The sequence below is a fragment of the Candidatus Pelagibacter bacterium nBUS_30 genome (assembly GCF_051201245.1).
Lineage (GTDB): Bacteria > Pseudomonadota > Alphaproteobacteria > Pelagibacterales > Pelagibacteraceae > Pelagibacter.
Window position 1 is genome coordinate 1240611 of sequence record NZ_CP172842.1, and the last position, 12673, is coordinate 1253283.

A 12673-nucleotide genomic window follows, 5' to 3' on the forward strand; every position below is an offset into this window, starting at 1 on the left:
GCTAAATTTTATATAACAAAAATTCTTCTTCTCCAGGATTAAAAAGAAATATCTTTTTCCACTTAATTTCATTCAATATTGATGAGGTTTTTTCACCAATGCACATTACGTTTGTATTCATCCAAAGACTTTCAGATTGATGTATTTTGATAAAATTAAGAAAACTTAAAGCACTATTTTGAGAGTAAATATAAACCATATCAGGCATTTTGAGCTTTAATTCGTTCACAAATCTATCATCGAAATTTTGGTTATGAATAGTTCGATAATTAATAACCCTTTTAATATTATACCCCTCTTTTAATAGTTGTTGATCAAGATCAACAGAAACTGTTTCACCACTTACATAAATTAAATTGCCATCTTTTTGATTAAAATTTTGTAAAACTAACTCTTTTAAATTTTCAACATTGCCTTCTGCTGAAATTACATTTTGAAAACCAACACTTCTAGCTTTTTTTTCAGTAGCACTTCCCACACAAAAACATAAAAGATTTTTATCAATATTTTTCAAATCTAAAAATTTTACAGCGTTTGCACTTGTAAAAATAATGCCTTTAAAATCTGAAAAATTTATCTGTTCGTAGTTTATCTTTTCTATAATTAATAACGGAAGATGAGAAACTTGATGTCCCAAAGATTGAAATTTTATAATCATTTCAGAACAATCTTCTAGTGGTCTAGTTAGTAAAATATGCATATTATCTTTTATAAGAATTATTTGATTTAATTTTTAATATCTGTCCTACCTCTTTACCAAGTGTTTTTGCATTTTCAATTTTTGAAAATTTTTTTTCGTAAAATCTCTTACTACCATCTAAAGAAAAAAGCTCAGCTTCTAAAATAATTTCATCACCTTCTATAATGGCATGAGCTCCCACAGCTGTTTCGCAGTCACCTTCTAGAACTTTGAGAACATTTCTCTCTGTATGAGCTCTTATGGACGTTTCTTGGTCATTAATTTTATCTAAAACAGAAATAATTTCGTCATCATCCTTTCGACATTGAAGTGAAATAATTCCTTGTCCTGCACTTGGTATTATTTCTTGAGTTGAAAAAACTTCTGTAATTTTATCTTCTATTGATAAAGATTTTATTCCAGCGTAAGACAATATTATTGCATCATACAGACCATCATTTAATTTTTCAATTCTTGTATCGACATTTCCTCTTATAAGCTTGCAATTAAGATCTGATCTAATCTTTTTAATTTGAAATTCTCTTCGATAAGATGAGGTTCCAATTATTGCATTATTTTTTAATTCATTAAGTTTTTTTTTATTTTTTGTAATTAAAATTTCTCTAGGATCATTTCTTTCTAAAAACGTATCTGTTATTAAATCATCAGTTTCAATTGCTGGCATATCCTTTAAGGCATGGACAGCTATATCAATTTTTTTATCCTGGAGTTCTTTTTCTATATTTGTTGAAAACAAACCTTTGCCACCTACTTCTGATAATCTTATATTTTGAACCTGATCTCCTTTTGTTGTAATTTCTTTGATTATAACATCTTCATCATCTAACTCTGTATTTTGAATAATCTTATCTTTAGCATTTTGAGCATAAATTAATGCTAACTTGCTACCTCTAGATCCAATAATAATTTTTTTACTCATAAATAATTTTATTTCTTACTTGTATTGAGATTGTACAATTAATAAAAACTATTTGAATGAGTAAAAAACCCCTAATTCTTGGAATAGAATCTAGTTGTGATGAGACTGCAGCATCCATAATTACTGAAAATCAACAAGGAAACCCAATAATTTTATCTAATATTATTTCGAGTCAAGTTGAAGTGCATAAAGAATTTGGAGGTGTAGTGCCTGAACTTGCAGCTCGTGCTCATATGGAGAAAATAGACTGGATTGTTCAAAAAGCTATAGATGATAGTGGCAGAAAAATTGAGGAGATTGATGCCGTTGCTTCTACAGCTGGTCCTGGTTTAATAGTTTGTTTATCAGTAGGTTTAAGTTTTGGTAAAGCTTTTTCTTTAGCATTAAATAAACCGTTCATAGCTGTAAACCATTTAGAAGGTCATGCATTAAGCCCAAAACTTAATTCATCTTTAAACTATCCTTATTTGCTTTTGTTAATTTCAGGTGGGCATTCACAATTTTTAAATGTTCAGGGACTAGGTAAATATAAAAGATTAGGTACAACAATTGATGATGCTTTAGGTGAAGCTTTTGATAAAACAGCAAAACTTCTTGGAATTGAATTCCCTGGTGGACCACAAATTGAAGTTCTTGCAAAAAAAGGTGATCCAAAAAAATACAATTTACCTAAACCAATTTTTAATAAAGGTGGATGTAACTTATCTTTTGCAGGACTTAAAACTGCAATTTTAAGAATAGCAAAAAATATTAAAACAGAACAAGAAAAATTTGATCTTGCAGCATCATTTCAAAAAACAGTTGAGGAAATATTATATAAAAAAACTAAAATAGCATTTGGAGAATTTGAAAAACAAAATGAACTAAAAGAAAAAATATTTGTGGTCGCAGGAGGTGTTGCTGCTAATAAGAATATTAGATCTATGTTAACAAATTTGTGTAATGAAGAAAATTATAAAAGTATATTTCCTCCAATAGAATTGTGTGGTGATAACGCTGCCATGATTGCCATGGTCGGTTTAGAAAAATTTAAGTTAAAACAATTTAATAATTTAGATTATCCAGCAAAACCAAGATGGCCATTGGATGAAAACGCTGCTTTTCTTAAAGGTGCAGGAGTACAATTATAATGCAACATTGGTTAATGAAGTCAGAACCTGATGTTTGGTCAATTGATCAGCAAAAAAAAGCTGGTAGCAAGGGAGCTCCATGGGATGGTGTTAGAAATTATCAGGCAGCAAAAAACTTAAAGAATATGAAAAAAGGTGATCTTTGTTTTTTTTATCATTCAAATATAGGAAAAGAAATTGTTGGTATAGTTGAGGTAATAAAAGAGTTCTATTTAGATAAAACGGACCAAAGTGGCCGGTTCGTTGCTGTTACAGTTAAATTTAAAAATAAGTTGTTAAAGCCAGTCACTCTTGAAGAAATCAAAAAAGATAAGCAATTAAGCCATTTAGCATTAATAAAACAAAGCAGACTATCTGTCATGCCAGTTGACTATAAAAGCTGGAAAATTATAAATAACATGAGTAAAGTTTAGATATAAAATTATTTCATGCCTAAAAAAAAGAAAAAAACTAAAGTAAGAAAAAAAGTTAAGAAAAAAACTAAAGTAAGAAAAAAAGTTAAGAAAAAAACTAAAGAAAGAAAAGAAAATGGAAAAACTGCTCCTGAACTAATTATAAAAACAAGACCTGAATGGGTAAGAAATAGTTCAGCCAGTAAAAGCAAGTATCAAGAAAAATATTCTCAATCCATAAAAAATAACGATGAATTTTGGAGAAAAGAAGGAAAAAGAATTACTTGGATCAAACCATATAAAAAAATTAAAAATGTAAAATACAGTACAAAAGAAGTAAAAATTAATTGGTTCCAAGATGGAACCTTAAATGCATCAGCAAACTGTATTGATAGACATTTAAAAGATAAAAAAGATAAGACTGCAATAATTTGGGTTGGTGATGATCCTAAAGATAGTCAAAAAATATCTTACAAACAGCTTCATCAGAAAGTTTCAAAAGCTGCAAACGGTCTAAAAAAATTAGGTATCAAAAAAGGTGATCGAGTTACAATTTATTTAACAATGATACCTGAGCTTGCAGTTTTAATGCTTGCTTGTGTAAGAATTGGTGCAGTGCATTCAATTATCTTTGGAGGTTTTTCTGCTGACTCTATATCAGGAAGAGTAAATGATTGTGAGTCTGAATATATTATTACAGCTGACGAAGGTGTAAGAGGTGGAAAAACTATTCCACTTAAAGACACAACAGATGAAGCATTGCTTAATTGCCCTAATGTTAAAAAATGTATTGTTGTCAAAAGAACAGGAAATGACATTAGCTGGCATCACAACAGGGATGTTTGGTACCATGATTTAATTAAAGATGTTCCTAATCACTGCGAACCTGAAGAAATGAATGCAGAAGATCCTTTGTTTATTTTATATACATCAGGCTCAACTGGTAAACCTAAAGGGGTTTTACATACTACAGGTGGTTATATGGTTTATGCTTCAATGACTCATCAATATATTTTTAACTATAAGCCTAAAGATATTTATTGGTGTACAGCTGATATTGGATGGGTAACTGGTCATAGCTATATTATTTATGGACCACTTTCTAACGGCGCAACCACAATAATGTTTGAAGGTGTTCCAAATTATCCTGACAATTCAAGATGGTGGCAAATAGTTGACAAATATAAAGTTAACACATTTTACACAGCACCCACAGCAATTAGAGCTTTAATGCGTGAAGGTGATAAACCAGTTAAAAAAACATCAAGAAAATCACTTAAATTGCTTGGTACTGTTGGAGAACCAATTAATCCTGAGGCATGGATGTGGTACTTCAAAACAGTTGGGGACTCTAAATGCCCAATTGTGGATACTTGGTGGCAAACAGAGACTGGTGGAATAATGATTGCTCCTCAAACGGGTGCTATTCCTCTAAAACCTGGTTCTGCAACAAAGCCTTTTTATGGAATTAAACCTGTTTTAGTCGATAAGAATGGTAAAGAAATTAAGGGTGCTGGTGAAGGAAGACTTTGTATAGCTCAATCATGGCCTGGACAAATGCGAACAGTGTATGGAGATCATCAAAGGTTTATTGATACATATTTTTCACAATTTGATGGCAAATATTTTACAGGGGATGGATGCAGAAGAGATAAGGATGGGTACTATTGGATTACAGGGAGAGTTGATGACGTAATTATAGTTTCGGGACATAATCTTGGAACTGCTGAAATTGAAAGTGCATTTGTTGCTCATTCAAAAGTTGCTGAAGCTGCTGTTGTAGGCTACCCGCATGATATCAAGGGTAATGGATTATATTGTTATGTAACTTTAAATGCTGGAGAGCGAGAAACAGGCGAACTTGAAAGAGATTTAAAACTTTGGGTTAGAAAACAAATTGGACCACTTGCAACTCCAGATCTAATTCACTTTACTCCTGGACTTCCAAAAACAAGGTCTGGAAAAATAATGAGAAGAATTTTAAGAAAAATTGCGGCAAATGAACATGGACAATTAGGTGACACAACTACCTTGGCTGATCCTAGTGTTGTTGAAAGCTTAGTTAATAATAGAAAAAATATTTAAAATTCAATTAATTTTTCAAATTCTTGTTTAACAATATCCCACTTCAATATCATAGAATTTAATACAATTTTTCTATCTAAAATTTTAAGTTCTTCAGCTATTGGAGCCCACTTATATAAAGATAGTGCACTTGGATTAAATGGTAAATCATTATAATAATTTTCCCAATTTACATTTTGTATTCTTTCATCAAAAGTTTTTTTTGCCTCATCAATTATATCTAATGGCATCTTATTTGATGTTTCATCATCTAAAATTTTGAAAAAAATTTCTTTAACTTTGCTAATATCTTGGTAATTGAAATTAACTTTTAAATATGAAAAAGTAAAAAAAGTTAAATCTTGTAAGGCAACAGAATAAATATTCCATTTAGCTAAATTAACAGACGACATGAATTCATCATTATCGAAATGAAGAACATATTTGGTTCCCATTCGAGTTTTTAAATAACTATATAGTGTAACTTGCGTAACCCATGCAGATTTAGTTTGAATGAAATGTTCAAGCTCATCTAAATTTTTAATTTTTTTCTTTGGAATAAAAGCTTTAAACAAAGCAAACAAATAAACTTTAAAATCTTTGAATGATAAATCTTTCCAAGTTAACTTATATTTATTCATAAAATGGTTATTTAGAATAATTGTATATTAAAAAACTCAGTAAATAAGCACTTTATGTGAACAATTTTCACCTTTTAATAATCTGCAGAATGGTTATGGTTTTAAAAGTTATAACTAAAAGAGAGAGGTATAAATGTCAAACGCACAAAAACACTGGGAAAAAACCAGGTCATTGTTATTCGTAACTCTGGCAATTTGGTTTGTATTCTCAATAGGCATCTTCCTTTTTGCAGCTGAAATGAATGAGGTTACTGGACCTTTCGGTTATCCATGGACATACTGGTTTACATGTCAGGGATCTCTTGGAATTTTCGTAATCTTAGTTTTCTGGTTTGCTAATAGGCAAGAGAAAATCGATGAAGAATTCGGCTTCAACGAAAGAGGAGATAACTAATGATTAAAGGGAAATTTATAGACAATTTGCCAAAAGTTTACGGAATCTATACTGGAGGTTTCATAGGTTTCATAATCTTAATGGCAATTGGTGAGCAGATGGGTATGAGTGCAAAAGCAATAGGTGTTGGTTTTGTAGCTTTTACAATATTCATCTATGCTTTAATTGGTTATCTATCAAGAACAGCTCAAGCAGATGCGTATTACGTAGCTGGAAGGCAAGTTCCAACTGTATTCAACGGTATGGCGACAGCAGCAGACTGGATGTCTGGTGCATCATTCGTTGCAATGGCAGGTGGTATTTACTTTAAAGGTTACGGCTATATGGCGTTACTTGTAGGTTGGACTGGTGGTTATGTATTGGTTGCATCATTATTAGCACCATACCTAAGAAAATTTGGATGTTACACAGTTCCAGATTTTATTGGTACAAGATACGGTGGTAATTTAGCAAGATTACTTGCAGTAATAGTTTTAACTGTTGCTTCATTTACTTACGTGACTGCACAAATTAACGCTACGGGTACTATTGCTTCTGTTGCTCTAGATATTGACTTTAAATACGCTGTATATATTGGACTAATAAGTATTTTACTTTGTTCAATGTTAGGGGGTATGAGAGCGGTAACTTGGACACAGGTTGCACAATATATTGTACTAATTATAGCTTACTTACTTCCAATTTTTTGGATCAGTAACAAAATGGGTGCAGGTTTCTTCCCCCACTTTATGTTAGCTGATGAAGTGGCTAGAATTGGTGAGTTAGAATCTCAGTTTGGTTTTGTTAAAAACTCTGCTGCTGATCTAGCAACGGTACCTAAAGGGTTAGCTGGAATAACTAAAGCTCACTCTGCAGTAAATGCTACACCTTGGGCATTTATTTCGTTAGCATTAGCGATGATGATGGGAACAGCTTCATTACCGCACGTGATGATGAGATACTTTACTACTCCAAGTGTGAAGGCTGCTAGAAAATCAGTTGGTTGGTCGTTATTCTTTATCTTCCTACTGTACTCTTCTGCGCCAATGTTAGCGACACTATCTAAACTATCGTTGATTGACCCGACACTACCAACAGGTATTATCGGAAAATCATTTGCTGAAGTTCAATCAATAGATTGGTTTCAAAACTGGAACCAAGCAAACTTGATGTTCATCAGTGACTTTAACGGCAATGGAACTCTTGAATTGAATGAGTTTTTCATGGGTGGTAAAGCGGTTGTGTTAGCAACACCGGAAATAGCTGGATTACCATATGTAATCTCAGGTCTGGTTGCTGCTGGAGGTATGGCTGCTGCCATGTCAACAGCTGATGGTTTAATTCTAGCAATTGCGAACGCGATTTCTCATGATGTTTATTACAAAATGATAGATCCAAAAGCAGAGACTGCAAAAAGACTACTTGTTGCAAGGGTATTACTTGTAGTAATTGGTTTTGCTGGAGCAACTATTGCTGCAATGGAAATCCAAGGAATCTTAGGTTCGGTTATCTGGGCTTTTGACTTTGCGATGTCTGGTTTGTTCTTCCCACTTGTACTTGGTGTATGGTGGAAAAGAGCTAACAGAGAAGGTGCTATTGCTGGTATGGCTTTAGGTCTTGCTTCATCTATTTGGTACCTAATTTGGGTGCGAACTGGTGGAAGTGGATTCTTAGGTATTACTCAGTTAACGTTTGGTATCTTCGGAGCAGCTGTGAGTTTCGTAGCTATGGTAGTTGTAAGTTTAATGACTTCAGCTCCTAATGCTGCAACACAAAAAATGGTTGATGAAGTTCGAGTACCAAGTGGCAGAACTGTTACTGGTAAATAGAGCTAATAAATCTTAATTCTAGGGGCGATTAATTTCGCCCCTTTTAATTTAATCTTTTTTCCAATATAAATTTCTTAATGTCTGCAAACTTTCACCCCTTAGTTTATTTTATAGACTACCTGCTTGGTGTCATTATGTGGACTTTAATAGGAAGAGTAGCAATGAATATTTTTCAAAGAGAAGATTCAGAATTTTTTTTTATGAAAATATTTGTCAAATATACCAATCCTTTAATAAAAATATTTAAACCAGTAACACCATCTTTTATCATCGCACCACTAGTTCCATTATATGTTGCCTGGTTCTTTTATATGATCAGATTTTACTTTATGCCTTGGATTTTGGGTTATTCTGTAATGGGAATGTTATCGTTTCCTCTAGAAAGTGAAATTTCTAGACAAATTTATGAATTATTTAATTCAATAAAATTTTAAAAATTGATACTAGTAAATTTAGTAATCAATGAAAAATATAAAAATTTCACCATCAATCTTATCAGCTGATTTTAGTCAATTAGGTAAAGAAATTAAAAGACTAGAGGATGGTGGTGCGGACATGATCCACGTGGATGTGATGGATGGCCATTTTGTTCCAAATTTAACTATTGGACCACCCGTAATTAAAGCTCTCAGAAAACAATGTTCTATTAAATTTGATGTGCATTTAATGATTTCTCCTGTTCATAAATATATTGAAGCATATGCTGATGCTGGAGCAGATATTATTACTATACATCCGGAGGCAACTGATAATTTGGAAGCTTCTATATTGAAGATTAAAGAATTAAATAAAAAAGTAGGAGTTTCTCTAAACCCAGAGTCAAAAATTGATTTAATTTTTGATTTACTTCATCAGATTGATTTAGTTTTAATTATGAGTGTTAATCCAGGTTTTGGTGGTCAAAAGTTTATGCCTGAAGTTTTAGATAAAATTAAGGAACTTAAAAAAATTCAAACTGAAAAAAATATAACTTTTGATATCGAAATTGATGGTGGAATAAACTTTGATAATTGTAAAATAGCAATTGATGCAGGTGCAAATATTTTAGTTTCAGGTACAACAATATTTAAAAGCAATGATGGAGATATTAAAAAAAATATTAATTTATTAAAATCAAAATAAGTTAATGGTTAACGCAAATTACTCTAATATTTTCACCAGATTTTACTATAAAATTAAAAAAAGTTATAAAAAATTCTACCGAAATTCAAATTTATACAATAAAAAAATTTCAAAAACTTTTAGTAATCAATTTAAATACAAGCCTAGCGCTTACTTATTGTCATCAATAATTAAATATCAAAAAAAAAATATAAAATAGAGGATTTTGCTATCGAGAGCATTTGGCAAGATAATATAAATTTAAAAGATTATGAAAAATTAAATAATTTTTTTTGGTTTTTTAGTTTGGACTTAAAATCGTCGAAAAAAACTACACAATCAGTAATTACTAATTGGATCAATAATAATGATAGATATAATTCAAAAAGCTGGGATTTTGACATTACCGCAAAGAGAATAATCTCTTGGCTATCAATTCATCAACTTAGTTATGAAAATGCCAATGAAAAATATAGACTAAAATTTAATCACATCATTCAAAAACAAGTTAATCATCTTTTAAATGAAATAAATAATTCTGATGAGGTGGAAAATAAAATGATTGGTTGTGCAGCAATTATTTTAACTGGATTAGCTTATCAAGATGAAAAAAATTATCTTAGTAATGGACTAAATCTTTTAAGAAAAATTATAAAATCATCAATAGATAATCAAGGATTTCCAAAATCAAGGAGTATCAATCAACTAAATTTTTATTTAAAATATTTTATAATAATTAGAGAATGGTTTAAAGAGTCTCAAAATCTAGTACCAGAATATATTGACGAAACCATATATTATTTAGGATCTAACTACGCTTTCATTTGGAAAAATGTTGGTCAAGATATTCTATTTAATGGAAATTATGTTTCAAATAATAATGAATTCGATCAATATTTAAAAAGGTTTGGCTACAAGTTTAAAAATGAAAATAAAGAACTTGCTGGATATGCTGTTCTAAAAAATAAAAAAATTACTTTGGCCATGGATATTGGGCCTAATCCAATTAAAAATCACTCAAAAGATTATCAATCAGGTGCTTTATCATTTGAAATAATTTCAAATGGAAAAAAACTAATAAGTAATTCAGGTTACTATAGTGATAAAAAAAATAAGCTAAATAAACTTTCAAAAAGTACAGCACTACAAAGTACTTTGACTATTGAAGATTATTCTTCATGCAGTTTTAAAAAAAATAAAGATGCAGACTATATTGTAAGCAAAGGTCTTAAAATTACAAAAAAAAATATTATTCTGGAGGACAATTATTGGAAAATTTCTTCTGCTCATGATGGATACTTTCAAAAATTTGGCATAATTCATCAAAGAGAAATAGAATTCTATCCTGAACAATTAAAGTTTATTGGTTTAGACAAAATATTAAATAAAAATATTAATAAAAATATTAAATTTGATATTAGATTTCATCTTGATCCAAACTCTAAAGTAATGAAAACACAAGATAATAAATCTATTCTTATAGAATTAGAAGATCAGGGTTGGAAATTTAGTTGTAACAACTATGATATAAATATTGATAATGGTTTATATTTCGGTAATAAAAATTCTTACAAAGAAAATCAAAATATATTTATATCTGGAATGACTGATAAAAAAGATCATACTATAAAATGGGAAATTGCTAAACTTTAATGAAAAAAATTAAAACAGCACTCATATCAGTTTCAGATAAAATTAATTTGAAACCTCTTTTAAAAGTTTTAACTCAAAATAAAGTAAAAATTATTAGCTCTGGTGGAACTTACAAAGAAATCAAAAAGTTAAAATTTAAATGCTTAGAAGTTTCAGAATTTACTAATTCTCCTGAAATTTTAGAAGGAAGAGTCAAGACACTTCACCCCAAAGTACATGCTGGAATTTTAAATAAAAGAAACAACAAATCTCATTTAAAAGATTTGAAAAATAATAATTTTGAAAATATAGATTTAGTAATTGTAAACTTCTACCCCTTTGAAAAAACTATTAAAAATACAAAAAATCATAATGAAATAATAGAAAATATAGATGTAGGTGGTCCAACAATGGTTCGAGCAGCTGCTAAAAATTATAAAGATGTAACTGTAATTACTTCCTCAAATCAATATGAAGAGTTGATTAATCAATTAATAAAAAATGATGGTTCAACGACTTTGGAATTCAGAGAAAAATTATCAAGAGTTGCTTTCACTGAAACTGCTTATTATGATGCAATTATTGCAGACTATTTCAATAAAATTTCTAGCACAATTTTTCCTACTAAGAAAATTTTTTATGGGAATCAAATTGAAAAACCAAGATATGGCGAAAACCCACATCAACAAAGCGCTATTTATTCAAAAAACTTAAAAATGAATTTAAAACAAATTCATGGAAAACAACTTAGCTATAATAATTACAATGATATTTTTGCAGCACTAACTATTTCAAAATCGTTACCAAAAAATACTGGCACTGTAATTGTTAAGCATGCAAATCCATGTGGTGTTTCTGTAAAAAAAAATCAACTTGAAAGCTATAAATCTGCTTTATCTTGTGACCCTATTAGCGCTTTTGGGGGAATTCTGTCATGTAATTTTAAAATCACAAAAAATTTAGCATTAGAATTAAACAAGTTATTTCTTGAGGTTATTATTGCAAATGACTTTGATTCTAGCGCATTAAAAATATTAAAAGCAAAAAAAAATTTAAGATTAATTGATGCCACAGATTTCATTTTTAAAGAAATTTTAAAATTTACATCTATAAATGAAGAAATATTAGTTCAATCAGAAGATACTAATAAATTTACTTCTAAAGATTTTAAGATTGTATCTAAAAAAAAACCAAGCTCACAGCAATTAAAGAACCTCCTTTTTGCATTTAATGTATGTCGATATGTAAAATCTAATGCCATAGTTCTAGCAGCTAAAGAAACTACTGTTGGTATTGGTTCTGGACAACCAAGTAGGCTGGATAGTTGTCAAATTGCAATCAATAAAATGAAAAAATTTATTAACCCAAATAATGAAATTGTAGCAGCATCTGATGCTTTTTTTCCATTTATTGACGGTATAGAGAAATTAGTTCAAGCTGGAGTTACTGCAGTAATACAGCCCTCTGGTTCAATTCGAGATAAAGAAATTATTAATTATGCAAATCAAACAGATACCATTCTAGTTTTTTCAAAGACTAGGCACTTTAGACATTAATTATTTTGTCTATTTTTGCAGCTAATATAAAATCATTTTCGGAAAGACCTTCGATAGAATGAGTGGTAATTTTAATTTCAGCATAGCCCCAACCAAAAGTAATGTCTGGATGATGACCTTCTCCCTCTGAAATTCTACCTACTTCATTGATAAATTTTTGACTTTCTGAAAAATTAACAAAACTAAATTTTTTATGTAAAAAAAAAAATTTTTTTTCGTTGCTAGTAACATCCCAACCATCAACTTTTTTTTGATATTTATGAATTTCAGATATATCAAAAGGCAAAACACCTCCTTCACACGGCACACATTTTTTATTTAAAAGATCGCTCATAA

General features: G+C 30.0%; 13 protein-coding genes. 9 read left to right on the top strand and 4 right to left on the bottom strand.

All coding sequences use genetic code 11. The features are described 5' to 3' along the window. Window position 1 precedes the first annotated feature (1 nt). Both ACIJYE_RS06760 and hemC read right to left on the bottom strand, forming a co-directional pair. The gene (locus ACIJYE_RS06760) at window positions 2-700 is read right to left on the bottom strand and encodes a uroporphyrinogen-III synthase (RefSeq protein ID WP_435090174.1); all 699 of its coding nucleotides are present in this window, start codon (window positions 698-700) and stop codon (window positions 2-4) included. A gap of 1 nt (window position 701) precedes the next feature. Further along, window positions 702-1619, bottom strand: coding sequence for a hydroxymethylbilane synthase (hemC, locus tag ACIJYE_RS06765; protein ID WP_435090176.1), 918 nt, complete (start codon window positions 1617-1619; stop codon window positions 702-704). Window positions 1620-1675: 56 nt separating this feature from the next. Between hemC and tsaD the strand changes: the two genes are divergently transcribed. Genes tsaD through acs form a run of 3 tightly spaced genes read left to right on the top strand, consistent with a single transcriptional unit; the run spans window position 1676 to window position 5226 of the window. Further along, window positions 1676-2749, top strand: coding sequence for a tRNA (adenosine(37)-N6)-threonylcarbamoyltransferase complex transferase subunit TsaD (gene tsaD / locus ACIJYE_RS06770; RefSeq protein WP_435090178.1), 1074 nt, complete (start codon window positions 1676-1678; stop codon window positions 2747-2749). Further along, entirely contained in the window at window positions 2749-3162 is a 414-nt protein-coding gene (locus tag ACIJYE_RS06775) for an EVE domain-containing protein (protein WP_435090179.1), read from the top strand. The genes tsaD and ACIJYE_RS06775 overlap by 1 nt, the downstream gene beginning before the upstream one ends. Window positions 3163-3177: 15 nt before the next feature. Further along, a complete protein-coding gene (acs, locus tag ACIJYE_RS06780) occupies window positions 3178-5226 on the top strand; it encodes an acetate--CoA ligase (RefSeq protein ID WP_435090181.1) in 2049 nt (682 codons plus the stop codon). Here the strand turns inward: acs and ACIJYE_RS06785 are convergent. Next, entirely contained in the window at window positions 5223-5846 is a 624-nt protein-coding gene (locus tag ACIJYE_RS06785; RefSeq protein ID WP_435090182.1) for an esterase, read from the bottom strand. The genes acs and ACIJYE_RS06785 overlap by 4 nt on opposite strands. 133 nt (window positions 5847-5979) lie before the next feature. Here ACIJYE_RS06785 and ACIJYE_RS06790 point away from each other — a divergent pair, with 133 nt between their 5' ends. The 6 genes from ACIJYE_RS06790 (at window position 5980) to purH (ending at window position 12337) form a co-directional block, all read left to right on the top strand. Beyond that, complete coding sequence (locus ACIJYE_RS06790; RefSeq protein ID WP_435088309.1) at window positions 5980-6240, top strand: DUF4212 domain-containing protein; 261 nt, start codon at window positions 5980-5982, stop codon at window positions 6238-6240. Further along, window positions 6240-8048 carry a sodium:solute symporter family protein gene (locus tag ACIJYE_RS06795; protein ID WP_435090183.1) on the top strand — a complete coding sequence of 603 codons (1809 nt, stop codon included), beginning with the start codon at window positions 6240-6242 and terminating at the stop codon, window positions 8046-8048. The genes ACIJYE_RS06790 and ACIJYE_RS06795 overlap by 1 nt, the downstream gene beginning before the upstream one ends. Before the next feature lie 77 nt (window positions 8049-8125). Beyond that, complete coding sequence (locus ACIJYE_RS06800) at window positions 8126-8482, top strand: hypothetical protein (protein WP_435090184.1); 357 nt, start codon at window positions 8126-8128, stop codon at window positions 8480-8482. A gap of 28 nt (window positions 8483-8510) precedes the next feature. After that, on the top strand, window positions 8511-9170 hold the full coding sequence (rpe, locus tag ACIJYE_RS06805; RefSeq protein ID WP_435090185.1) for a ribulose-phosphate 3-epimerase: 660 nt from the start codon (window positions 8511-8513) through the stop codon (window positions 9168-9170). Window positions 9171-9455: 285 nt separating this feature from the next. Next, on the top strand, window positions 9456-10802 hold the full coding sequence (locus ACIJYE_RS06810) for a heparinase II/III family protein (RefSeq protein ID WP_435090187.1): 1347 nt from the start codon (window positions 9456-9458) through the stop codon (window positions 10800-10802). Then, window positions 10802-12337 (top strand): bifunctional phosphoribosylaminoimidazolecarboxamide formyltransferase/IMP cyclohydrolase, encoded by a 1536-nt coding sequence (purH, locus tag ACIJYE_RS06815; RefSeq protein WP_435090188.1) that lies wholly within the window; start codon window positions 10802-10804, stop codon window positions 12335-12337. Before ACIJYE_RS06810 ends, purH begins: the two co-directional genes overlap by 1 nt. Here the strand turns inward: purH and ACIJYE_RS06820 are convergent. Continuing rightward, a complete protein-coding gene (locus ACIJYE_RS06820; protein WP_435090189.1) occupies window positions 12327-12671 on the bottom strand; it encodes a 4a-hydroxytetrahydrobiopterin dehydratase in 345 nt (114 codons plus the stop codon). The genes purH and ACIJYE_RS06820 overlap by 11 nt on opposite strands. Between the last annotated feature and the right edge of the window lie 2 nt (window positions 12672-12673).